General features: G+C 32.4%; 34 protein-coding genes. 18 read left to right on the top strand and 16 right to left on the bottom strand.

Translation table 11 applies throughout. From position 1 onward, the window contains the following. The first annotated feature begins 31 nt into the window (after positions 1–31). Complete coding sequence (locus ACUL40_RS06580; RefSeq protein WP_001289320.1) at positions 32–124, top strand: putative holin-like toxin; 93 nt, start codon at positions 32–34, stop codon at positions 122–124. A 228-nt stretch (positions 125–352) separates the two neighbouring features. Here ACUL40_RS06580 and ACUL40_RS06575 read toward each other — a convergent pair whose 3' ends face one another. Then, positions 353–1,174, bottom strand: a complete 822-nt coding sequence (locus tag ACUL40_RS06575) for an HNH endonuclease (RefSeq protein WP_000189709.1) — start codon at positions 1,172–1,174, stop codon at positions 353–355. Between the two features lie 149 nt (positions 1,175–1,323). Between ACUL40_RS06575 and ACUL40_RS06570 the strand changes: the two genes are divergently transcribed. Beyond that, on the top strand, positions 1,324–2,409 hold the full coding sequence (locus ACUL40_RS06570; RefSeq protein ID WP_000837892.1) for an AI-2E family transporter: 1,086 nt from the start codon (positions 1,324–1,326) through the stop codon (positions 2,407–2,409). A gap of 240 nt (positions 2,410–2,649) precedes the next feature. Here ACUL40_RS06570 and ACUL40_RS06565 read toward each other — a convergent pair whose 3' ends face one another. From ACUL40_RS06565 to ACUL40_RS06540, 6 genes are read right to left on the bottom strand one after another with little or no spacing between them, the layout of a single operon-like run. Next, positions 2,650–2,790, bottom strand: a complete 141-nt coding sequence (locus ACUL40_RS06565) for a YrzI family small protein (RefSeq protein WP_000668497.1) — start codon at positions 2,788–2,790, stop codon at positions 2,650–2,652. 27 nt (positions 2,791–2,817) lie between these two features. Further along, complete coding sequence (locus tag ACUL40_RS06560; protein WP_000669806.1) at positions 2,818–2,958, bottom strand: YrzI family small protein; 141 nt, start codon at positions 2,956–2,958, stop codon at positions 2,818–2,820. Positions 2,959–3,010: 52 nt separating this feature from the next. Beyond that, positions 3,011–3,151: a YrzI family small protein gene (locus ACUL40_RS06555; RefSeq protein WP_000669805.1), complete on the bottom strand. Its 141-nt coding sequence runs from the start codon at positions 3,149–3,151 to the stop codon at positions 3,011–3,013. A gap of 26 nt (positions 3,152–3,177) precedes the next feature. After that, on the bottom strand, positions 3,178–3,321 hold the full coding sequence (locus tag ACUL40_RS06550) for a YrzI family small protein (protein ID WP_000668965.1): 144 nt from the start codon (positions 3,319–3,321) through the stop codon (positions 3,178–3,180). Positions 3,322–3,349: 28 nt separating this feature from the next. Next, complete coding sequence (locus ACUL40_RS06545; protein WP_000142712.1) at positions 3,350–3,493, bottom strand: YrzI family small protein; 144 nt, start codon at positions 3,491–3,493, stop codon at positions 3,350–3,352. Positions 3,494–3,520: 27 nt separating this feature from the next. Continuing rightward, entirely contained in the window at positions 3,521–3,661 is a 141-nt protein-coding gene (locus ACUL40_RS06540) for a YrzI family small protein (protein ID WP_000156193.1), read from the bottom strand. Positions 3,662–4,102: 441 nt separating this feature from the next. Here ACUL40_RS06540 and ACUL40_RS06535 point away from each other — a divergent pair, with 441 nt between their 5' ends. The 7 genes from ACUL40_RS06535 (at position 4,103) to ACUL40_RS06505 (ending at position 8,386) form a co-directional block, all read left to right on the top strand. Beyond that, a complete protein-coding gene (locus tag ACUL40_RS06535) occupies positions 4,103–4,696 on the top strand; it encodes a DUF4825 domain-containing protein (protein WP_063245537.1) in 594 nt (197 codons plus the stop codon). 13 nt (positions 4,697–4,709) lie between these two features. Next, complete coding sequence (locus tag ACUL40_RS06530; protein ID WP_000424643.1) at positions 4,710–5,198, top strand: DinB family protein; 489 nt, start codon at positions 4,710–4,712, stop codon at positions 5,196–5,198. Positions 5,199–5,322: 124 nt separating this feature from the next. Then, entirely contained in the window at positions 5,323–5,703 is a 381-nt protein-coding gene (locus tag ACUL40_RS06525; protein WP_000805185.1) for a GntR family transcriptional regulator, read from the top strand. Then, positions 5,700–6,572: an ABC transporter ATP-binding protein gene (locus tag ACUL40_RS06520; RefSeq protein ID WP_000560923.1), complete on the top strand. Its 873-nt coding sequence runs from the start codon at positions 5,700–5,702 to the stop codon at positions 6,570–6,572. The genes ACUL40_RS06525 and ACUL40_RS06520 overlap by 4 nt, the downstream gene beginning before the upstream one ends. Beyond that, positions 6,569–7,240, top strand: a complete 672-nt coding sequence (locus tag ACUL40_RS06515) for a DUF4052 domain-containing protein (protein WP_000178200.1) — start codon at positions 6,569–6,571, stop codon at positions 7,238–7,240. The genes ACUL40_RS06520 and ACUL40_RS06515 overlap by 4 nt, the downstream gene beginning before the upstream one ends. Before the next feature lie 39 nt (positions 7,241–7,279). Continuing rightward, positions 7,280–7,759 carry a CcdC family protein gene (locus ACUL40_RS06510; RefSeq protein WP_000502963.1) on the top strand — a complete coding sequence of 160 codons (480 nt, stop codon included), beginning with the start codon at positions 7,280–7,282 and terminating at the stop codon, positions 7,757–7,759. A 117-nt stretch (positions 7,760–7,876) separates the two neighbouring features. Beyond that, the gene (locus ACUL40_RS06505) at positions 7,877–8,386 is read left to right on the top strand and encodes a 2'-5' RNA ligase family protein (RefSeq protein WP_001259199.1); all 510 of its coding nucleotides are present in this window, start codon (positions 7,877–7,879) and stop codon (positions 8,384–8,386) included. A 14-nt stretch (positions 8,387–8,400) separates the two neighbouring features. Here ACUL40_RS06505 and coaW read toward each other — a convergent pair whose 3' ends face one another. The 8 genes from coaW to ACUL40_RS06465 all read right to left on the bottom strand — a co-directional run bounded on the left by coaW (position 8,401) and on the right by ACUL40_RS06465 (position 14,536). Further along, the gene (coaW, locus tag ACUL40_RS06500; protein WP_000442501.1) at positions 8,401–9,222 is read right to left on the bottom strand and encodes a type II pantothenate kinase; all 822 of its coding nucleotides are present in this window, start codon (positions 9,220–9,222) and stop codon (positions 8,401–8,403) included. An 84-nt stretch (positions 9,223–9,306) separates the two neighbouring features. After that, positions 9,307–9,705 carry a 3-hydroxyacyl-ACP dehydratase FabZ family protein gene (locus tag ACUL40_RS06495; protein WP_000547649.1) on the bottom strand — a complete coding sequence of 133 codons (399 nt, stop codon included), beginning with the start codon at positions 9,703–9,705 and terminating at the stop codon, positions 9,307–9,309. A 56-nt stretch (positions 9,706–9,761) separates the two neighbouring features. After that, positions 9,762–10,961, bottom strand: coding sequence for an LL-diaminopimelate aminotransferase (locus ACUL40_RS06490; protein ID WP_000222697.1), 1,200 nt, complete (start codon positions 10,959–10,961; stop codon positions 9,762–9,764). Positions 10,962–11,302: 341 nt separating this feature from the next. Further along, a complete protein-coding gene (locus ACUL40_RS06485) occupies positions 11,303–11,665 on the bottom strand; it encodes a hypothetical protein (RefSeq protein WP_000757022.1) in 363 nt (120 codons plus the stop codon). A gap of 169 nt (positions 11,666–11,834) precedes the next feature. Then, positions 11,835–12,134 carry a hypothetical protein gene (locus ACUL40_RS06480; protein ID WP_078187059.1) on the bottom strand — a complete coding sequence of 100 codons (300 nt, stop codon included), beginning with the start codon at positions 12,132–12,134 and terminating at the stop codon, positions 11,835–11,837. Between the two features lie 149 nt (positions 12,135–12,283). Continuing rightward, the gene (locus tag ACUL40_RS06475; RefSeq protein WP_000269258.1) at positions 12,284–13,486 is read right to left on the bottom strand and encodes an MFS transporter; all 1,203 of its coding nucleotides are present in this window, start codon (positions 13,484–13,486) and stop codon (positions 12,284–12,286) included. A 294-nt stretch (positions 13,487–13,780) separates the two neighbouring features. Beyond that, positions 13,781–14,215 (bottom strand): exosporium protein ExsC, encoded by a 435-nt coding sequence (exsC, locus tag ACUL40_RS06470; protein WP_000148799.1) that lies wholly within the window; start codon positions 14,213–14,215, stop codon positions 13,781–13,783. A 168-nt stretch (positions 14,216–14,383) separates the two neighbouring features. Further along, entirely contained in the window at positions 14,384–14,536 is a 153-nt protein-coding gene (locus tag ACUL40_RS06465; protein ID WP_000291905.1) for a YqbF domain-containing protein, read from the bottom strand. A gap of 478 nt (positions 14,537–15,014) precedes the next feature. Here ACUL40_RS06465 and ACUL40_RS06460 point away from each other — a divergent pair, with 478 nt between their 5' ends. The 8 genes from ACUL40_RS06460 (at position 15,015) to ACUL40_RS06425 (ending at position 19,975) form a co-directional block, all read left to right on the top strand. Beyond that, positions 15,015–15,383 (top strand): hypothetical protein, encoded by a 369-nt coding sequence (locus tag ACUL40_RS06460; RefSeq protein WP_000071478.1) that lies wholly within the window; start codon positions 15,015–15,017, stop codon positions 15,381–15,383. A gap of 195 nt (positions 15,384–15,578) precedes the next feature. Then, entirely contained in the window at positions 15,579–16,364 is a 786-nt protein-coding gene (locus tag ACUL40_RS06455) for a class I SAM-dependent methyltransferase (protein WP_445422889.1), read from the top strand. A 69-nt stretch (positions 16,365–16,433) separates the two neighbouring features. After that, entirely contained in the window at positions 16,434–16,622 is a 189-nt protein-coding gene (locus ACUL40_RS06450; protein ID WP_078187061.1) for a YvzF family protein, read from the top strand. A gap of 77 nt (positions 16,623–16,699) precedes the next feature. Then, entirely contained in the window at positions 16,700–17,665 is a 966-nt protein-coding gene (locus ACUL40_RS06445) for a nucleoside hydrolase (RefSeq protein ID WP_078187062.1), read from the top strand. A 180-nt stretch (positions 17,666–17,845) separates the two neighbouring features. Continuing rightward, positions 17,846–18,088 (top strand): GlsB/YeaQ/YmgE family stress response membrane protein, encoded by a 243-nt coding sequence (locus ACUL40_RS06440; RefSeq protein WP_000638306.1) that lies wholly within the window; start codon positions 17,846–17,848, stop codon positions 18,086–18,088. Positions 18,089–18,165: 77 nt separating this feature from the next. Then, positions 18,166–18,561, top strand: coding sequence for a hypothetical protein (locus tag ACUL40_RS06435; protein ID WP_000834883.1), 396 nt, complete (start codon positions 18,166–18,168; stop codon positions 18,559–18,561). A gap of 320 nt (positions 18,562–18,881) precedes the next feature. Then, positions 18,882–19,028 (top strand): hypothetical protein, encoded by a 147-nt coding sequence (locus ACUL40_RS06430; RefSeq protein WP_000959548.1) that lies wholly within the window; start codon positions 18,882–18,884, stop codon positions 19,026–19,028. Between the two features lie 275 nt (positions 19,029–19,303). After that, the gene (locus ACUL40_RS06425; protein WP_139362476.1) at positions 19,304–19,975 is read left to right on the top strand and encodes a DUF4309 domain-containing protein; all 672 of its coding nucleotides are present in this window, start codon (positions 19,304–19,306) and stop codon (positions 19,973–19,975) included. Between the two features lie 170 nt (positions 19,976–20,145). Here ACUL40_RS06425 and ACUL40_RS06420 read toward each other — a convergent pair whose 3' ends face one another. Next, complete coding sequence (locus ACUL40_RS06420; protein WP_078187065.1) at positions 20,146–21,360, bottom strand: MDR family MFS transporter; 1,215 nt, start codon at positions 21,358–21,360, stop codon at positions 20,146–20,148. 101 nt (positions 21,361–21,461) lie between these two features. Here ACUL40_RS06420 and ACUL40_RS06415 point away from each other — a divergent pair, with 101 nt between their 5' ends. After that, positions 21,462–23,198, top strand: coding sequence for an ABC transporter substrate-binding protein (locus tag ACUL40_RS06415; RefSeq protein ID WP_000470211.1), 1,737 nt, complete (start codon positions 21,462–21,464; stop codon positions 23,196–23,198). Positions 23,199–23,354: the final 156 nt, after the last annotated feature.

Raw genomic sequence — 23,354 nt, 5'->3', positions numbered from 1 at the left:
CACTTCTCCGAGTAGGAGGGGGTGATAATACGTGAGTGAAATAGCGTTGCTACTGCAGGGTGGACTGTTTCTCGTTGCATTGTTAACGTTCGTCGTCGTTTTAATAGACAAGCTCAAAAAATAACAACCCACCTATGCCTATAGAATGTGGGTTGTTTTGTTTGTAAGAAACAAATAGGATAAATGAACAATCCAATCTGCTAAGTTACGTGGACTAGTGTGTAGCCGCACACTAGTCTTTTTTATTTATATACAATTTATAATTGGTTTATGTGATTGTATTGTTCTTTTCATACTCATTATAACACAGTGTCTTTTCATCAAGAAAGGAGACCGTATGTTCTGGTATCTATTATATAGTAGGTGCTTTTTCTTTGAACAGCCCATCCATATACTGTTTTAAACTTTGGACATAAAATTTCTGTGTATTCACATTATTTACACCGACAATGGGTGATGGAAGGTCAAATCTTTTTTCTGATAAATGAACGACAACATCAAAGATGTCAAACAAGCGAATGAAGCAAAACAGACCGTCTTTATCGCTAAGTAAAATAAAGTAATGATTTTCACTACTTGTATTTAGCGTATTCCATAAAGAACTTTTGCTTAAATCACGTACAATGCTTTTTTCTTTTAGTTCCACGAAATCTGCATTTGAGAGAATGGTAGAAATATCAATTGCATCTTGATCTTCAAAGTAGCCATCAACTGCTTGTACAGCGAATGTATAAGCCATTTTTAATATACTCATTTTATATTTACGGTTATCTAATAGTAATTCACGTTGAATAGAACTCGCTACTTTCGTTACACGTTCCTCTTTCCAAATTTCATTATGTAAGGAAATATCGTGCTTTTTACATAGTTTCATAATTAATGCATTAGAATAAAGAATTTCGTCGCTTACTTCGACAACATCAGTCTCAGCAGCCGCAAGTTCCTCACCGTGCTCATTCGTATAGAGTGGGGAATCAATTTGTCTTTTCATTTGTTCAATCTTAAATTGACTCAATTTATGCCTAATTAAAGGACGATCAATATTTGTTGTCATTTGTTCATGACAAGTATCACAAATTGAGTTTGTGAAATAATATCCACATAATATTTCTGGAATGACATATTGTTCACTAAGTTCTTTCGTATCTTTTCTGCAAATGATGCATTGTGTCATTTTTATCACCTTTACCTGCAAATTTGTATGTAATCTCATTGTAGTGTATTTATTGGTATTTTGGAATATTGTAAAGGAAAATATTATGTGAAATTCATACTTATTTTGGTACAATGAAGAGAAGTGCTAGTTTAAAGGAGGCCATTTTTTTGAAATCAAAAGTGCACTTTTGGACATTAGAAGTGCTAATGGTTGTAGGAATCATATTTATTTGCACAAAAATATCATTTTTATTTCAACCGATTGGTATCTTCATATCAACATTATTTTTCCCAATCTTAATCGCGCTTTTTTTATACTTCATATTTAATCCTGTATTAATCTTTTTGGAGAATAAAAAAGTACCTAGAAATTTAGCGATATTGCTGTTATATCTTTTTATCATAACATTAACTGCGGTTGGCGTTGGAGTAGTTGTTCCTACGATTTCACAACAGCTAATGGACTTAGTAAAAAATATGCCAGGCTACATAAAAGAGGGAAAAGTATACATACAAGAATTATCACATCATAGGTTGTTTGAATGGTTATCTACACAAAACTACGTTTCCATTGAAACAATTGAAAAAAATGCGATTGAATACTTAAAAGATATACCAAATACAATTACGTCGAGTGCAACGGCTTTATTTGGTATTATCACGAACGTTGCATTAGTTGTATTTACTGTACCGTTCATTTTATTTTACATGTTTAAAGATGGACATGCCTTTCCAGGAAAAGCGGTAAGTTTATTACCAGAGTCTTACCGTGAAGAGGGGCTTCGTATCATTAAGGAAACGAACGAAACATTATCTGCATATATTCAAGGGCAAGCGCTCGTTTGTATATTTGTAGGTGCGTTTACTTTTATCGGTTATTTAATTATTGATTTACCGTACGCTTTCGTTTTAGGAATTATCGCAGCATTTACAAACATCATTCCTAACTTAGGTCCATTTATCGGGGCAGCACCAGCTGTTATTGTAGGACTGTTCGTATCTCCGATGCAAGCCTTATACGTAATTATTATCGTAACAATTGTACAACAGTTTGAAAGTAATATTATTTCACCACGTATTATGAGCTCGAAATTAAATATTCATCCACTAACAATTATTATTTTAATTTTAGGGGTAGGTAACTTTGCGGGAATTATCGGAATGATTTTAGCAGTACCAGTTTATGCAGTAACAAAAACAGTTGTTTCGAACTTAGTGAGATTGTTTAAGACGAAGAGAAGTAACCGAAAATAGTAAAAACTGAGGAAGATACACCGCTTTTTAAGTGGTGTATCTTTTGTTTATAAATAAATAATTAAAAGTGGGTTGATTTGATTTTATTATATATTTTTTATACATCAAATTCATTGATAAACTTGTGTGATATAAGCTCTATAAAACTATGTGGAATCCCTCTGAACTATCCAAATTATTTCCTTACAGCGTGCTATCAACATCATAATCGACTCCTTTCAATTCTATATAGTTAAACGATTAAAGGTGAGTGTAGTACTTGCTTCTACGATCTCGAATTTCATCAATAACTTGTTTATATTGTCTTTCTTGTTTTAATTCATTTTGAGATATTGTTTCTTTTTGAATCGTAATCGTTAAAAAGAAAAGGTGAAACTTCATATGTGAATTCCTCCTTTTGAATTGGAATTACAGATGACTACAGTAATGACTTTGTCTTTCTTTTACAGAATTCATAGCCTGATTAATTTGACGTTCATGAAGCATTTCAGACTCAGAAAATTTATTTTTTTGAATGGTAATGGTTAAAAAGAATACTTTAAATTTCATAAAATAATTGCCCCTTTATAAATGATTTAGAAAAAACGAGTGTAATAAGAAATTATAGGTGACTACAGTAATGACTTTGTCTTTCTTTTACAGAATCCATAGCCTGATTAATTTGTCGCTCATGAAGCATTTCAGACTCGGAAAATTTATTTTTTTGAATGGTAATGGTTAAAAAGAATACTTTAAATTTCATAAAATAATTACCCCTTTATAAGTGATTTAGAAAAGACGAGTGTAATAAGAAGATTGGCGCTCTTTTACTTCGTCCATAATGCTTTGGATGTGTTGTTCACGTAAAATCTCTTTCTGTGAAAGCTTACGTTTTTGAATGGTGATTGTTAAAAAGAATGCTTTAAATTTCATGAATATATGACCCCTTTAAAATATATTTTTAATACATTTGAGTGTAGTATGAACTTTTAATGTCAGTTATTTTATCAGTCAGTTGTTTTAACTGTTGTTTACGATTGATTTCAGTTTCAGATAAAGTATGTTTTTGAAGCACAGTCGTAAAAAAGAAAATATGAAAAGTCATAAATGAATTCCTCCTTTCAAAAAGGAATTACAGGTGATCACAGTAAAGTGCTTGGCGCTCCTTAACATCATTCATAGCTTTTTCAATTTGCTCATTATGAAGAATTTCATCTTTGGAAATTGTATTTCTTTGAATCGTAATACTTAAAAACAATACGCTAATAGTCATTGAATGTTGCTCCTTTCTTAGAAAAATAATGTAAGAGACTAAAAAATCGCGCAAAAAAACCACAGGAAGATACAGTTCTCCTATGGCTGGGCGTGAAAAAGCCACAGGAAAGTATACGACCTCCTGTGGCGAATTTATGAATTAAATGAAATAAAGTACGATTTTCAATTCTCCATTAGGGTGGTCGAATTCATATTTAATTGTCCAGAAAACACAGGTGCAGTTAACGCTAAAGTTAATGCATGTAATTGTAATTTCATCATTTCCTTCGACCTCCTTTTAGAATTTTTTTCTTACGTTAGTAAGTATATACAATTAATGGATAATTGTAAACATAAAAAATGAAAATTTTTAATTTTGATTAAAATGCGTATATTTAAAAAGGGATTTGAAAGTAAATATTGTAATTAACGAAATATCGATAAAAATGGGGGATGCTAAATGAAATATATGCATCATAACATAATCGTTATGCTAACAATTTTTTTATTCATTACGGCTTGTTCTAACGGGGAAAGAATAAAAGATATATATGATGTTAGGTCAGATGATTTTAAGAAATATACTGGGACATACGTTGGTAATAATTCAGATGTGGTTGCAATTATTAATCATTTACCCGGTGGTGGAACAGTTCAAAGTATAAGTTTAGAAAATGAAAATATAAAAGTGAACTATGGTGCAAAAGAGAGTGGAGCTCTTACAGAAGAAATGATTGAGACGTATTGGTTTGATGAGAAAGATACGATGAAGAAGAATTTTCTCTTTAATGCTACCTATCTAGTAATTTTAGTACCAAACGCAAAAGCTTATGAGTTTCAAATAGAAAATAAAAACTTTAAGATAACGAGGGAAGAAATGTTATCAATTTTGCATAGGGAATTCGATGATTTTCCAAAAGAAAAAGATATATGGGATAAAAATAAAGTTATAAAGTTCTTTAACGGCAATGAAGAAAAAATTAAAATGCTTGTGGAAGATAAAGATTTTCGGAAATCTTTATTCGCTAAATATCAAGTGAACCAGTTGAAATAATGGAGGGGAGAAGATGGAGTTAGTATACAAAATTTCTTATCATAGAATGCAGGATCATTATTTACCTAAGTTAGTACAGGCAATTAGGCTCGTTAGTGAAGAAGATTTGTGGAAACAAGAGACCTCTGTTAATTCAATTGGTGGAATCGTACTACATATTTGTGAACATTTACAGAGAAATACAAGGCGTTATAAGGATCCAAATATAGTTTTTGAAAATGGAATTGAAGAATATTTTCCAGTGAAACAAATAAGCTCTGAAGCTTTGTTAAAAACTGTTGAAGAAATATTTGATGAGTGGGGCAAAGCATATATACAGGTCTGGGAAGAAAAAAGGCATATTGATCTTCAAAGTCTATTACATTTGGTTGAGCATACAAGCTATCATTTAGGGCAAGTAGTAGATCGTACAAAATGTATTGAGGGACAACAGTTTAATTTTTGTCAAAATGGTATAAATGAAAAGAATTTGAGAACAAGAGTTGAAACTTCGAATTTTTAGAAAGAGAGACATTCTTAATTGAATGACTCTCTTTTTTGTAAAAGAAATTTATGGAAAAAAATAATTCTATGTGATATGGTTAATTACATAAGTAATGAACCTATGAACCTAAGGTGGTGAAAATGTGAAGCCGACTCTAGAACAAAATAAATTAATATACATACAAATTGCAGAAACGATTGAATCTGATATTTTAAAAGACATATTGCTTGAAGAAGAACAAGTTCCATCGACAAATCAATTTGCGAAGATGTTACAAATAAATCCGGCTACCGCAGCTAAAGGGGTGAATGTATTAGTGGATGAGGGGATTTTATATAAAAAGAGAGGGATCGGGATGTTTGTTGCAAAAGGGGCAAAAGAAGTTGTACTAAAAAAAAGACAAAATACTTTTATGACTGAATATTTACCTAAAGTGTGGGAAGAAGCGAAAGTACTAGAAATATCAAAAGATGAATTGATGGATATGATTCAAAAAATTACGAAGGAGGGGAAAGAGGGATGATTGCACTTGAAACGAAAGATGTAACGAAAAAGTATAAAAAGAAAATAGCTGTAAATGAAGTAACGATTTCATTGGAAGAGAATAAAATATATGGTTTGCTTGGAAGGAACGGAGCAGGGAAAACGACTTTATTAAATTTACTAGCAGGACAAATTACTTCAAGTAGTGGAAGTGTATCAATATTTGGTGAAGATGTTTTTGAAAATAGTAAAGCGATGCAAAATATTTGTTTCGTTAGAGTAAAAGAAGAGTCTCATTTAAGTTATAGCGTAAAAGAAATTTTTAAGATATGTAACATGTTTTATAAAAATTGGGATCAGAAGTTTGCTGAAGAACTGGCGGGTAAATTTCAGCTTAATATAACAGAGAAATACCATAAACTATCTCATGGCATGCAAACAGTTGTAGGAATTATTAAAGGGTTAGCAAGCAGAGCGACAATTACTATTTTTGATGAACCAACTACAGGATTAGACGCAGCACATCGTGAGTTATTTTATAGTTTACTACTAGAAGATTACGGGGAGTATCCCAGAACAATTATATTATCAACACATCTGGTAGAAGAAGTAACCCATGTTATTGAAGAAGTAATTATCATAAAAGAAGGTGCACTTGTTGTTCAATCAACAGTGGAAGATTTATTGCAACAAGGTCATATTATTTCAGGGCAAAAAGGTAAAGTGGAGGAGTTCTTGATTAATAAAAAAGTTATAAATAAAGAAATTTATGGGAATAAAGGTATTGCTGTTATATGGGAAGGGCTTTCTAATGAAGATTGTTACTCTCTTGAAAAAGAAGGTTTAGTAATTGATAGAATTACATTACAAAAACTATTTATTCACATGACTGGTGGTGAAGTGGAATGACGATGTTAATGAAACAATTGAGGTTACATATAAATTTTCATTATAAAGCAATTTTAATATTTTGGATTGTAGCTTTATTAATAAAAGGAGCTTTATATGCTGCTCATTTAAATGAAGCGAAAGTTGGTTATTTACCCGAAATTATCAATAATCCTTCAATTGCAATTATGATTTTTATAGTAGGGAGTGTTTTCATTGTTCAAGATGATTTATTTCGTTTAGCAGTTTCATTTGGTATAACGAGAATACAATATTTTATCGGAGCGATTTGCTATATTGTGTTGCAATCCGCATTGTTTTCATTCCTTCAAATACTGTTTTTACAAGATATAAAATATAACTTAGTAAATGTTAACTTTGGAGAGCAATTAATACAACAGTTTATTTTACAATTTTTATTTTATGTTACGATAGCATGTTTCTTTCAAGTAGTAGTAATTTTTAAGCAAAGATTTCAATGGATTGGTCTCATGATTGGTGGGTCGCTTTTCCTTTCAACAAATAGTGTGCTGTATGGAGAAGTAGGGATAAAAGGATTGTTATTTACAAATGATGTATCTTTAATAGATATCCCTTATTTTATTGTTATTTCAATTGGATTAACAATTCTTTATATCATAACTAGTAGTATATTTATTCGTAAAGTATCATTTGAACGAACAGTTTAAAATAGTGATAGATTATTCTTTTAGGGAGAAGGAAAATATATGGGAGACACGTCCTCACTAATAACCGTCTTTTTATGCATTGCACTACTGATATTTTGGCGTCGTTATCGCTCCATGCATAAGCCAATAAAGGGATCGGGAAAACGTATTTTATGGCCATTACTATTTTTAACACCAGGTATTGTATGGTTTTTAGGTCCCGTACATCCAGCTATATTACAAGTAATTATAGCGGTATTCATTGGTGTACTTTTTGCTGTACCGCTTATAGTATTAACAAATTATGAACGAAGAGATGATGGGAATATTTATACGAAAAAAAGTGCAGCTTTTTTAATTACTTTTATTGCACTTGTCTTTTTAAGATATGGTTCAAGACAATTTATCGTTGATTTAGATCAACAAACGATTGGTTTATTATTTTACGTTGTTGCAGTATCGTATATTTTTCCTTGGAGAATTGCCTGTTATATAAAGTTTAGGAAAGTTTGGCGGGAAAATAATAATCATGCTATATGAAAACTTCTCATTTGAGAAGTTTTTTTATTTTTACAGGTAAGCAAAACAAGTTGTTGAAGGGCAGGCTGTCATAGAATATGATACATATTATAATGAGGAAAAGTTGAGGGGATAAAAATGCGTACAATTTTACTTTTTCTAAACAACATGTTCATTAGCGAAATCGAGGACATTAGGCAAAAACATGATCCTTTATTTGGATTAATTTCACCGCATATTACAATTGTATTCCCATTTGAAAGTTCGATTTCAAATGATGAGCTGAAATTACATATTATAAATGTATCAAAACCGATACAGAATATAGAAATTGAATTTACGAATCAAATTACAAGTGAAAGAGAATATTTGTTTTTACGAGTTGAAAAGGGGAAAGAACAAATAGAGGAACTACATAATATTCTATATACAGGACCTTTATTACAATTTTTGAAAGAAGACATTCCGTACATCCCGCATGTAACAGTCGGAAGAAAAGAAAGTGCCGAATTAGCTGCTGAAGTAGTGAAGGAGATTCCTAGTTTTCATGGGAAGTTAAATTGTGTGATTGATAGAATAAGCGTGGAGCGAATTGGAGAGAACGGGGAATCAATTATTGAATTTGAAGTGCCATTTCTAAAAAGCTGACAAAAGTCAGCTTTTTATTTCGTAGCATGAAGTAATGCACCAATTGCACCGCTATTACCACCATCTTGTAAAAAGATTGGTGTTTTATTTTGATATTCGGTGTAGCTACTAATAATATGTTGAAGTTGTACGTTATTACATAAAGTCGAACCAATATAAATAATATGTTCAATGTTTTTTGTTTCAGCGAATTGAAGGCTTAATGCAGTAACGACTTCACCGACAAGTCCTTGTACAGTAGCTAGTATATCGGAGCTACTATTATTTGATTCTGTAATGGCTGCTTTTCCGAAGTTACTAGCAGTTAAGTTATTATCGATAGGGGAAAGAATACCACCATAAATATCTCCAACCGTAATATCTAGTTCTTTTCTAGATCCTACTTTTGTTAGAGGTATTATATCTTCAAAATGATCTATATTTGTTAACAATTTTGAGAGTCCCATAATAGTCCCACCGCCAACTCCGGTTCCACCAGCGCGAATATATTGTTCATTATAAACATAATGGATAGAAGTACCTGTACCGATATTGGTTAAAATAAAATTGTTTATAGTATGTTGTTCTTCTTTTAATATGAATTGGACACCTGCAAGAGTAGCTTCAAATTCGCTTAGCTCTATTATTTTATATGAACCTGTAAGCAGTTGCTGTAATAGTTTCGATTTACCACCCGTAATACATATTTGTTTTATGCCATTGTTGTTTTTAATCCAATCTATTATTTTATGTTGTTCATGCGAATAAAATTTTTCAAAAGTTAATAGCTTTTTTTTGTTAAAATAAGCTATTTTCGTTAATGTGCCTCCAGCATCGATACCGATAGTACGTTCCATTTTCCTGCTCCTAACTACGTAATATGTTTTCCTATTTACTTAATCGGTTGAGAATAGATATTTCCAACTGATATAAGGAACACTTTAATCTGCTTGATATATTAATAGTTTTTCAATAGTTACAATAGGCTGGTCGTTTACAGTTGCAATACCTTTACCAAGAACAAAACCTCGGCGATTGCGCGTTAGCTCATAATGTAAATCAAGTTTATCACCGGGATATGCTTTTCCGTGGAATTCAACTCCATCTAAAGAGGAGAGGAATCCTAGTCCTTCAGAATCACTTGTATGTACAAATGCACTAAGCTGAGCAAGTGCTTCTACAATTAACATATGAGGCATATGTTTGTGACTATCATTTATAAACCATTCGTTATTTGTAATGAGTTTATATCCTGTAACGAATTCATCTTGTTTTACATTTGTTACTTTATCAATCATTAAAAATGGATAACGATGGGGAAGTGTGTCTTTAATATGCATATGAAAGTACCTCCAATTAATAATACCCCTGCTAAAGTTAAGCAGGGGAGCCGGAATTAATTTTTAACTAATTCATTTACTTTTTCAAGGACGAAAATGCCGCTATTTCTAATGTTTTCAACAACTTGTTGCAACACTTCTTTATCTTGAACGAGTGCAATACGTACGAAGCCTTCTCCGTGAGGTCCAAATGCATGACCAGGTGTAACAACGACATTCGCACGATCCATTAATGCATAAGCGAAGTCTAGAGAAGTCCATCCTTGTGGAATTTCTGCCCAGACAAACATACTACCAGCTGGCTTATCGACATTCCAGCCAAATGTTCGGAATCCATCGACTAAAGTATCTCTCCGTTCTTGATAAATATTGCGGTTTTTCTCACAAAATGCAGCGCCATTTCTTAGTGCTGCAGATGCCGCTTTTTGAATTGGTAAAAATACACCGTAATCGGTATTAGATTTAAATTGAGTAAGTGCACGAACAATTTCTTCGTTTCCAATCATATATCCAATACGGCTACCTGCTAAACTATAACTTTTTGACAAAGAATTGATTTCTACACCAACTTCTTTAGCACCAGGTACAGAGAGGAAGCTAATTGGCTTATTACCATCGAAATAAAATTCAGCATAAGCAAAATCATGGACAACGATAATATTATGCTTTTTCGCGAATGCGATTACTTCTTTAAAGAAATCTTCATGAGCCATTGCTGGAACGGGATTCCCTGGGAAGTTTAAAATCATCATCTTCGCTTGATCGGCAATTTCTTCAGGGATGACTTCTAAGTCTGGTAAGAAATCATTCTCTTTCTTTAAAGGCATGTAGTAAGATGTTGCACCAGCCATTTGAATACCTGTTTCATAAGCTGTATATCCTGGATCAGGAACTAATATAATATCACCTGGATTTGCATAAACCATAGGTAAATGAACGAGCCCGTCTTGTGAACCCATTAATAATAAAACTTCTTTATCCGCATTTAATAACACGTTATGAGTGTTGTTGTAATATTCAGTTACAGCTTCGTGAAATTCTTGAATACCTGATAATGTATACCCGTAGCTCTCTTTCTCACTCGCTGTATGTACCATTGTTTCTCTTACAAAATCAGCGGGCGGCATATCAGGATTTCCGATGCTCAAATCAATCATGTTATGACCTGCTGCAATTTTTTCTTTTTTATAGGCTCCTAATTCACTAAATATAGAAGATTGGAATGCTTTCATTCTAGTTGCTAACGTGTAAGTCATCAAAACCCCTCCTAAAACAGTGCTTTCATTCTGCATTTTTAATTATTCTGAAAACACATGTTTATATTTTATCATTTTTTTATGAAAATTAAAATGATTGACAAATTTAGAGGAAGGATTAGCCTATTTTGAAAAGTATCGATGTAAATAGCGTAGATGTGTTAATTGAAATGTCTATTATAGGATTCATTTTATATAATTTAAGGTATTCTCTAGTTTTTATTAAGTATATTTCTCATGTTTTGAATGAAAAAGAATACGAAAACAAGGGCTATTTTTGTGGCTGATTTCTAAAGTGAAATAACGCAGAAAATATTTTCTGCGTCTCCTCTGAAATGTAATCATTTCTTTTTATATGTGCATAATTTTTCGGCTGTCAAAAAGTATACATTTAGTGTACCGTCGGCAACTTTTAAAGTTTGGTCCGATGTAAATGAATTACCATAATCAATGTGATATACATTAGAATTTTTGACAAATGAGCCTTTATATAAATCGTCTTTATTCTTTGTTGTTTGCATTTCTACTAAATTTTGCACAATTTCCTCTTTATTTTCTTTTTTGACAACTGTTTCAAATTTATAATATACAGGGCATTCACCATTTTTATTGTCAACGACTTCCCAAGAACCGTATATATCGTTATTGCTGCATCCACTAAGTAGAATGATTAGTATAGGAATTGTAAGTAGAACCTTTTTCATTTTGTGCTCCTTTCTTTTAAATTTGAATAAACGTGCGAATACGATAGGGATATTATAATAAATAAAGTTTAAATTTTTTTAAAGAATTATTTAATTTCATATAAAAATTTAGGAGAAATTAAATAAGCATGAATCTAGTGTAAAGTCAGATTCATGCTAGTACCATAGCCTATGTTATGTCTTTTTTGAGCATAAATAAAGAGGAAAGCAGAAGCACTATTCCATTTAATATATATACGCTTGCGATCATAAAGGCTAACGTACCTGCGCCAAATCCTGCTTTATCGAATATAGAAGCAAATGTTGTGATAGTCAAAAAGATAATGGGAGTCAGTAGTAAAAATATGAAACCTGCCACGATTCTTTTTTTAAAACTATGTCCAGATAAGGAAATGGCTAAAAAGTTTAGGATGCTAAACAGAGCAATTGCAAAGAGCAGGACAATAAATACTTCGATGCCACCAGACATTTTACCACTCCTTTTATAAAGAGTACTTTTTATAATCTATTCGAAATTAAAGGAGGATACTCCTTTAATTTCAATAAACGTAATAAATAGGCGTATTATAAAACAAAGAAGTATGGATTCAATATTAGATCCATACTTCTTTGTTTATTTTATAAATTCGCAGATTGCGAATGCTGTTTTTCATAATGTTTCTGCTTAGAGAGGGAAATAGAAATAATCAATAATGAAACGACTCCGAAGATGAGAACCATATATTGTAACCCAATTGTATCTAAGAAGAAGCCTGTGCCAAGTAAGACGATTTGGAACATAACCCTCTCAAACATATTACGGAATGAGAAGAGGCGACCGTGATAACTTTTTTCCACTTTCGTTTGGAAAATCGTCGACATAATAGGGAAGAAGCAGCCAACACTAAACCCAAACAACCCAAATGATGTAAGAGCCATCCATTTTATATCGCTAAAGAACAATGACAGATGTGCAAAAGCAGTACAAACTGCGAAGAAATATAGTAATTTTTCAGGTTTGAAATGATCAGATAGACGTTTAATTACGAAGGCACCTATCATAAATGCGACACCTTCAATTGTATATATGAACCCTTTAATCGTAGGATCATGTTGCATTTCGCTAATGTTAATAACCATTAAATTAAACCCAGCTATAAATAATAGAGGGATGATACTTAATATAAGTGCTGTAAAAGCAATAGGAATTCCTTTTAAAATACGAAATACTTCCATAAAGCTATTATCTTTTGCAGCTTGTTTACTTGGTGTTGTTGATTTCTTGTCTTCGAATTGTAGGAAGAAAGTCGAGAGGAATAATAAGGCGTATGCTGCCATTGAGAAGGCATACATGTACTGTAAACTCATCACAACTAAAAGAATTCCACCTAGTGAAGTACCTGCAATACGAGCAATTGTACCAACATTCATATGTACACCGTTCATTTGTAATAACTCATGCTCACGTACGATGAGTGGAATTACAGATTGTAATGCAGGGAAATAAAATGCTGCTGAAATTTGAAGAGCAACCATAAATGCAATCATAAATGCGATACTTTCAAATTGAATAGCAAAAAACATGAAAATAACACTTAAAACTCGACCAAACCCAGCGTAAAGAAGAACTTTTTTCTTTTCATACTGATCGATGACACGGCCAGCCATAGGTCCAACTAGAACACCGGCTAATAGTCCGATAAATAATATAACTGATTTCATGAAATCAGAAGGGACATATTTTTGCATAAATTCAAGGTTGCCAAGAATACCAAGCCATAATCCTAGACCTGCAATAAACTCCCCAATTAAAACAATCCAAACGTTTTTATTACGCCACATAACATAAAACCTCTCCGTCTTTTAAAATGAAAAACGCGTATATAAAACCTCCTTATTTATGCAGTGTTTTTATACGAACTTTTTTAGAGTCAGAGTCTATATTACGTGTTTCATAAGTGGATTTCAATCTTTTTGATTTGTCAAAAATTTGATGTGTTAAGTGCTGAAATAAGTGAATCAAAACGTAAAAATTTTATGATTAAAGCTAATAGAAAGTAAGGATACATATAAAAAAGCAAGAACGTATAACTACGCCTCGCTTTTCTCAAGTACAAAACTAAATATTAGATTCACTTAGCAACATTTACGCTCTTGTCCAATAGCTAAAGCGCTAAAAGATAGAGGACCAACAACTTCTGCACTAGCACCACTAGTAAGGTTTTCTACAGTTAATGAATATTCGTGTGTTCCACTGCTAACGTTTTGATCTATAGCTTGAAATGTTTGTACGTAAAATTGTTCAGAATCTGTAGATTCAATACCTACTTGTGCATTAAAAATTTCAATATTATCACGGAAAATTCGGAATAAAACTTGTGAAGTCCCAGTTATTCCTTCTACACCAATTGTAGCGATTAATTCTACTCGATTATTACGTGAATCTCTACTTGAAATTCTCAATTTCAAATTTGCTAAAATTGCTTTATTTGGAGAAGCTGGGATTGCAAAAGTTGTTTCACCAGTTTTACTAATAGGTTGAGTAGCTTGGTAATCAATGATATGAGTCATATTCTTCACCTCCTCATATACTAGAATATGAAAATAGTGAAGAATTAGCTTGGACAAATACTAGATTATTTAATAGAGTCAACAACAATTATTGAAAAGAAGAAATTCACATAAAAGCATTAAGAATATATCACAATAAGATGATATTTTTCTTAATGCTTTTTGTAATTAAGCAGAGTATTCTTCTTTACGTACTTCAAAAAATTCATTACGTCGTAAGTAATTATAAATTTTCTCTGAAACCTCTTCTTCTTCAGACACCAAGAAACGATGGTCAAAAGCGTAGAAAGATTGACCTTTAATTAATTTTACGTAATACATATTAAACGCCTCCTGACACTAGATTATTACTTGCTTCATATTTATGATGGCCTATATGTCTGCTAAAAATACTTGGAGTTTCAAAGGGGATAAGCAGAGGGATGAAAGAGCTTACAATTCTGTAAGGTTTATGTCACCTTTTTCGATAGTTTACATTCGCTAATTTCTTCTATACTACAAATAAGTTACATAAAATAAGGGGGTAAAAAGATGGATGAAGTAATTGGAGAAGTTGTAGCAGGTATTTGTGAATTTGTAGTAGAAGTAACAGCGGATGCTATAGGAAATTTAGTTTCCGGAAATGATGAGGAAAAAGAAACATTATAATAATTTGTAAAAGAATAAAGTTGATCGAATTATAAAGGCTGATTTCTAAAGGGGATTCAGCTTTTTTATTTTTTACATTATATTAACTTAATTTGAATATTCATTTGTTATCATATTTAAGAAGCCTATATAAGGAGGTGAATAAACAAATATGTCGAATTCAGGGCCTGATTTATCTGTTTCTCGTTTGATTGTGGTAAATATAGAGGAAAAAGAATATCATTTTATTGTTCGTGAACATCCGATTGTAGGGAAATTTATATCGCTATTTGAAAATGGAAAAGAATATGGTTTAATAGATAAACAAATCGCTAATAAAGATAAATTTATTACATCGGAGCTTACTAAGTTAGATTATTTTAATATAGATGTTTTATATCTTACACCTGGGTGGATATGGATTGGTATGGATCAATTTGGTTTACATGCTCGTGAGGCTACTTATAACGAAGTAGATGTTATTATGAAGTTGAAAGAGGATTTATATTATATAGATATATATGAAGAAATAAAAATGTAGTAAATATTTAGTCAGGTTAGGGGGCAAGTTCCCGTAGCCTTTTTTGTTTAATGGAAGAACGTATAATCATATTATTTTGATTATAAGGGAACGTGATGAGAAGTGAGATGAAAAGAGGATTTGAAAATACATGAAGAGAATTGTAATAATTATATGAGTCGTATATGTAAATAACAATAGAAAGAAGATGATAATATGAGTAAAGAAGAGCTTGTGAAAAAACAGTTTGGCAGTAATGCAGATAAATATGTAAATAGTAAAATACATGCTAAAGGACTGGATTTACAATATGTAGTTCAACAAGTTGAGTCTCGTCATAATAATCGTCTTCTTGATGTTGCTACTGGTGGCGGACATGTGGCAAATATGTTAGCACCCATGTTTGAAGAAGTAGTTGCACTTGATTTAACAGAACAGATGTTAGAAAAAGCAAAAGTTTTTATAAAGCAGAATGGGCATGAAAATGTATCTTTTGTAGCAGGAAACGCAGAGGATTTACCATTTGCAGACCATTTTTTTGATACAATCACATGCCGGATTGCAGCCCATCATTTTACGAATCCGGCTCAATTTATTTATGAAGTAAATCGTATATTGAAGGATAATGGATTATTCATCTTAATAGATAATGTTTCGCCAGAAAATAATGAATATGATACATTTTATAATTTTATAGAAAAAAAGCGAGACCCAAGTCATGAACGAGCTCTAAAAAAGACAGAATGGCTTACTTTATTAGAAAAAAACGGTTTGCAAATGCAGTCATGTCTTACTTTTGATAAGAAGTTTGATTTTGACTGGTGGTGTAATATGATGGATGTCCCTTTACAAAAGCGTGAAAAATTAACAGAATGTATGATGAAAGCACCAAACGAAATGAAGGGATATTTTAATATTCAATTTAAAAATAATAAAGTAGAATCGTTCTATACTGAAATGGCTATGTTTATATGTAAAAAAAGTACAACGTTAAAAAGATAAATGTGTTGCAGTCTTTCTGAAGTACGATATACTTAGTACAGAGAAACTGAGAATTGAGGAATAGTTATAATGATTCGTGTACGCATTGAAGGTACTGAGGAAGAAATACTTGAATTTATGGGGAAAATGCCAGACATTCCTGGATTTGAAAAGACACATATGAGAGAGCCGAGAAAAGGAAATAACCCGAAATACGATTCAAGTAAAAATGTACTTGCATATTTGTCTTATAAAAAGATTGAAGTCGCCAATAAATAGGCGACTTTTTTAGTTTGCGCTGTTTCACCGCCTTGTCTTTTTCACATAATAATAATAGTAGATTATGCTGAAGAGGGGTGAGAATAGTTAATAAGAAAATTATCTTTTTTGGAGACTTTGGTATTGATGACGCCGTAGCGTTAATTTATGCAAATAAAACATGTAAATTAGATATTCTAGGTATTGTTGCTGAGTACGGGAATGTATCACGAGATATCGTTACGGAAAATGTTTATTTTTTAGAAAGGTACTATGCTACACAAGTGAAAATTATTGAAGGTGCGAGTAGACCGATGACAGCTGAAGAGCCTTTGTTTTTCCCTGAAATCCACGGGGATCACGGTTTAGGTCCTATTATTCCACCTGAGATGAGAATTTGTAAACGAGAAAATTTTTGTGAATTAATCAAATTAATCGAACCTTGTCCAGAAGATATTATAATTGTGGCGACAGGGAGACTAACGACGCTTGCTACGTTATTTTTATTGTATCCAAATATAATGGATCGTATTTGTTCGTATTATATAATGGGCGGCGCTTTCCTATTTCCAGGTAATGTTACACCAGTATCTGAAGCGAATTTTTATGGTGATCCAATTGCAGCAAATATTGTTATGAAATATGCGAAAAACGCTAGCATATACCCGTTAAATGTAACACAGGGCGCGCTTATTACGCCTGAAATGGCCAAAATAATAGATAAACAAGGAACTGGACAGGCGAAACTCATTAAACCAATGATTGATTTTTATTATGAGAATTTCTATAAAAAAGAATATCCGGGTATTGGTGGAAGTCCTATACACGATTTACTACCGTTTATCTCGTTTATAAATGACAGTATTTTCGAATATAAAAAATCGGCAGTGTGGATTAGTACGACAAATGATGTGACTAGGGGCCAAAGTGTAGCAGACTTTAGAAAAATAGCTGAGCCAACAAGGTTTGATGATCGGCCGATTCAAAGAATTGCTGTTGGTTTTAACTATGCAGCTTTTAAAGAAGAGTTTATGCGAACAATATTGAAGCTAGATTGTTCTTAATGTGTGTAATAACAAGTCGGATAAATCGTTAGTTCAAAAAAAGGTTTAATCTGTGTGTATTATTCTCAAAAATCTTAAAGTTGAACAACATGAATAACTTATGAAAAATGTCACATAACTAATGGTAAGCAATTGTTTCTAATTATATTTTGATTGGTGAAATGTAAAGGAGGTTATTATATGATTTGGTCTTTAATCGTCGGTGGTATATTAGGATGGCTTGCGAGCTTAATTACTGGAAAGGACGTACCTGGTGGTGTAATTGGTAATATTATTGCTGGTATTATCGGTTCTTGGGTTGGTTCGAAATTACTTGGTAGTTTTGGTCCAGTCATTGGGGGATATGCAATTATTCCAGCTTTAATCGGTGCGATCATTTTAATTTTCATCGTAAGCTTCTTATTACGAGCAATGCGAAAATGAATGTAAGGACTGTTTACATTTGTAAGCAGTCCTTTTTATATGTTATGCTAGTATTATACAATCAGGAGGTGTCAGCATTGAAATCATTTACAGTAAATTTCCATCAAGAAGATAATGCAAAAGCGACAACAGTACATAAATTAAGTGAAGAGGACTTCAATAAAGCAACTGAAAAAGGTACTCGTCATTTATTTGATTTAGATACAAACGTTGGCTTCTTCGTATTCTTTGATGCAGAAGATGCAGAAGGAAATGATCAATACTTAATGTTACAATATGAAGGGGATCATGAAGAACCAACTGCATGCTACGGATTTGATTTAAAACTATACTATCAATTTTTAGCACTATACTTAAACGATCTTGAATTCCAAGGCGAAACAGATGAGGAAGAGGAAGAATACGGTCCAATTCATCATTTAGCGCATTTACTTTATCATATTGTTGAAGATGGTAAATCAATTGAAGTGTAATATACATATTTGAAGCTGCTCTTTTTGGGCAGCTTTTTTATATGACATTGAAATGGTGTACTGTAAGCTAAATAAGGTGAAATTTTAATCAGTGGGGGTTTTGTTCATTCCCACTGATTATCAGTTCTCACCAATTTAGCTTTTACGGGCAGCAGGGCCCCCACCTAACTTCTTTGTTTCCGCTGAATTTTGAGGTGGGGATCTTACTGCCCGGCAAATAGCGGGATAAATTAATAATAGAAATTTATTTATTACTTTCATGTTAGCGTCGTAAAACACCTGTTATAATGATTGTAATTAAATTCTTGGAGGCTAATTCTATGCTTGTAGATGTAAAAGCTTTTATTAAAGCTGCAGGTTTAACATGTATTTCATCATTAAGTGGAGATAACACGTTTGCTTATAATTTTGAAACAGTAAAAAACACTATCGCTACATTTTTTAAGAAGCTAAGATTTACCGTTTAATTTCATTTCAACCAGTAGGAAAAGAGTAATCACTTCCTACTGGTTTTTTTGTTTCAAGGAGCTGTTGTGACAGCATGTTTTAAGTTATAGATAGAGGATATTATCATCGAGAAGAGAAGGTTTAAAGAAGGAGATGAATACGATGATTAACAATATAATTCCAAGTTTTTTAAAATTATGGGAAAGTGACGATTTAGAATTAGAAGTCCTTAATTAATACTATACTTCGCATCCGGTTGATTATCGAAATGAATAAAATACAATAGGGGGTAAAAATGATGAAAGTATATTTCAAAATAGTTATGTTATTTCTTGCTTTTACATGCACATTTGCATTAGCAGCATGTAAAGGGACAGACGAAAAAAAGGAAGCAAATCCAGCCTCGGAAAATCATAAAAATGAACAAAGCAATTCTTCAGAAGAAAAGAAAAATCTTGAAGCAAAACCAAGTAATGAAAAAACAACAAAACCATCAGCTGAGCAAGATTCGAAAGATAGAACACTTAATCAAAAATCAATTAACCACGTTAAAGATTTGTTTGAACTAGCAAAAGAAGGAAAGGTACCTAATGTGCCATTTGGAGCCCATACAGGGGATATTGAAGAAATTGAAAAAGCGTGGGGGAAAGCAAATAAAACCGAATATGCAGGGAATGGAATGTACGCAAATTTTACAAATAAAAATGTTGTTTTCGGATTTAATAAAGGGTCACAAGTTTTTGATGTACGCTCATATCATGCAGAACTAAAATTGATTACATTACAAGAAATTGAAAAAGCATTAGGAAAACCATCTTCAGTTAAAGAGAATGGTGAAGATAAAATATATGTATACAAAGTAAATAACCAGTATGAATTGAAATTTGTCATTCCAAAATCGACTGGTAAGGTCGATCATATTTCCGTATTTTCGCCAGAGGATAGTATTAATAAAATGGCAGGATAAGAAATTAAGTGATTTCAAAAACACCTCACTTTCTTGAAGTGAGGTGTTTTTAGTTGTAAACAAGGAACGTCTCCTGTCATATAAAACATACTTTCATATGCGAAATACTTCACTTTTATTTTTTAGCATTTATCCAATAAGAAATGTTGATCTACTGAAAAAGTAGTAACCTATAAATTATGTGTAGGATGGTTCACGATTTTTTTACGTTCCAAACTTTGAACAAATAGCGCTTGAACAATACCTCCAACTAATAAGAAGCTAGCACAAATATAAAACAGCATACTTCCATTTAACTTACTTAATATAACTGCACCAATAACTGGTCCACACGTTCGAGATATATCCCAGTGTATACCGTAAATTGAAAAATATAAACCACGTTTATCATGAGGTGCAATTTCTGAAACGAATCGTAATAAATGGTTTAGAGCAATACTTTCTCCAATGACTAAAAAGAGTAAGGTGAAGAATAACGACAATATCGTCGTTGAATAACTAAAGCCAACTGCAGCTATTGTATAGCAGGCGTAAGAAATAAGGATGATTTTCGCCATAGAAAATCGTTCAGACCATTTTACGAGGAAGATTTGTAGAATGATTTCCAAAATGGCTTTGCATGTTGAAATAAATGCGAGTATGAATACGAGATTAGGAAATACATGTTCTGCAAAAATACGATAATTCGTCTCAGTTTGTGCATAAAAAAAGCTAATAGGAAGTGTAGAAACCATAAGACCGAATATGGCGTAATGTTTAAAAACAAATTGCTTTGGTGAACTTGCCTCAACTGTTTGTTTCGACTTACTTATAGGTGGAACAGTTTCTGGGAGCTGGGTCCAAACAACAACAGCATATATCGTAAGAGTTACACTTTGCACGATAAATAAATATTCTGGGTGAGTATTATAAAAACTTGCACCGATTAAAGGGCCGACTACGGATCCGATTGCTCCCATCGTTTGTAGGAGAGCAAAAATCTCTGCTTGCTGCTCTTGTTTTGTTAAATCAGCAATTTGTGCACGCTGAGCTGGAATGTATAAGGAACGGCCAATACCATTAATGACATATAACAGTGCAAATATAAAAACGGATTGAGCGAAAACGAAACTACCGATTGCAACACCTTGTAGTAATAATCCGAGTAACATAATCTTTTTTCGGCCATATTTATCAGTAATTCCTCCAGCAATAAGTGTAAATAAAATGTCTGAAAGTGGCTGCAGTCCGAAAATCAGCATAGTTATTATTACATTGCCGTTTAACATTTTATTGACGTAAATAATCATAATGAGAGCTAACATAGATTCAGTCGTTCGGGTTAATAATTCACCGCACAGTCTAATAAAAATAGGTTTATTGTAACGAAGTAAGAGATACTTCAATATTAATTCCTCCTTTCTATATTGAAATGATAAGATGAAAGGAGAGTTGGAAAAAGGGTAGAAACAATAGGGAGTATTTTTCACCTTTTAGGGGGAGTATGATGTTTATTTTAGATCAATACATTGAACTATGGATTGCTTATGGAAAAGGGAAAAAAGAGGGAGAACGATTGGAAGTAACAGTGCAAAATATATCTAGAACACTATTTTGTACAGAGCGTAATAGTAAATTAATTATAAAAAAATTAGATGAGTTAAATTGGATTAAGTGGTTTCCAGGTCGCGGCAGAGGAAATCGTTCTAAGTTAATATTTCAAAAGCACCCGATGTCTTTAATTTTAGATAGAGGAAAAGAAATAACGAAAAAAGGGGATGTGAAAAGCGGAAGCATATTTGTGGAACGCTATAGCTCACATTTTCCATCGGTAAAGGGAGAATATCACTCCTGGGTGGATTCAATATTTGGTCATAAGGTTGAAATGACATCTGAAGGGAGAAGAGATGTACTCCGGTTGCAAGTACAAATGAATTTAGATATCACATTAGATCCTGTATACGCTACAATGCGTTCAGAATGCCATATGGTAAAACATATATTCGACACACTCGTGTATGTAGACGGTAATACAAACATTATAGAGCCAAGACTTGCATTTCACTGGGAATATAATGACGCTGAAAAAATATGGACGTTTTACTTACGAAAAGGAGTTCACTTTCATAATGGAAAACAACTTACTGCACATGATGTTATATACTCGTTGAATCGATTTATGAAGCTGGAAAATAATGCACATGCATGGATGTTACAACACGTTGAAAATATCCGTTCAGTGGATGACTACGTTTTCGAAATTCAATTACATACGGAAAATCGAATGTTTTTACATATGCTAAGTGCAGAACAGTGTTCTATCGTGAATGAAGATGAAGCAGGAGGGTTAATTGGAACAGGGCCTTTTCAATTATATAAAAGTAATGAAAATCTGTTCATTTTAGAAGGACATCCTTTATATTTTCGTGAAAGACCTTTTCTAGATCGTATTGAGTTGTGGAATGTAGAACAAGGTGTAAGTACATACGATGTTTTAGTAAAGGCGCAGTATAAAGATAAAGAAAAATATAATAAAGAATTGTCTCGGCTTGAGTCGAACGTGACATATATAACATGTAATCTTACGAAAGAAGGACCAATGCAAGATGCGTTATTTCGGAAAGCGTTATATCAAATCATTCATGGTTATACAATCGTTCAAGAACTCGGCGGAGAACGTGGAGAAGTGGCAAAGAAACTAATATTAGCAAATGAAAGCATAGTAGATATTGACGAAGATATCGAAAGTTTAATTAAAAGGAGTACTTATCATAGTGAAGTGCTACAACTCTACACATTTACAGGACGAGATCATGTTGAAGATGCACAATGGATACAAAAAGAGTGTGCGAAGTACGGGATTCGTGTAGAAAATAATTTTCTTGAGATAGAAGAGCTATTGGAAGTAAGTACGATACAAAAGGCCGATATGATGCATGATAGTGCCACAATAAGTGAACGAATAGAAGATAGTTTATTATATATGTTTCTTACAAAAAATAGTTTTATTCATGGACAAAGCAGCATGGACTTTCATGAAAAGTTGTCTCCTTATTTTAGACAAGAAGAATTAGAGAAAAGAGTTACACTGTTACGCGATATCGAGGATACTTTGTTACGTCAAATTCATATTATTCCTTTATATCGTAATAAACAAGAGGTAAGTACACATGAAAAAGTTCAAAATATAATGATTAATTCACAAGGTTGGATTGATTTTTATAATATTTGGTTTAAATCTTGATATATAAGGGCTTTTGCACATTTTCATAAGATGTGTAAGAGCCTTTTTGTATGTGAGAATAGGTTTGTTTTACACATTGTTACGCTACTTGTGATAAAAGTCTATTTACAGCGTAACAGTGTTATGTTACATTGTTATCAGGAAGGAGTGTTATAC

Source organism: Bacillus sp. KNSH39, from assembly GCF_052656585.1.
The sequence above is the reverse complement of the archived record's forward strand: the minus strand, read 5'-3'. Positions and strand labels throughout refer to the sequence as shown.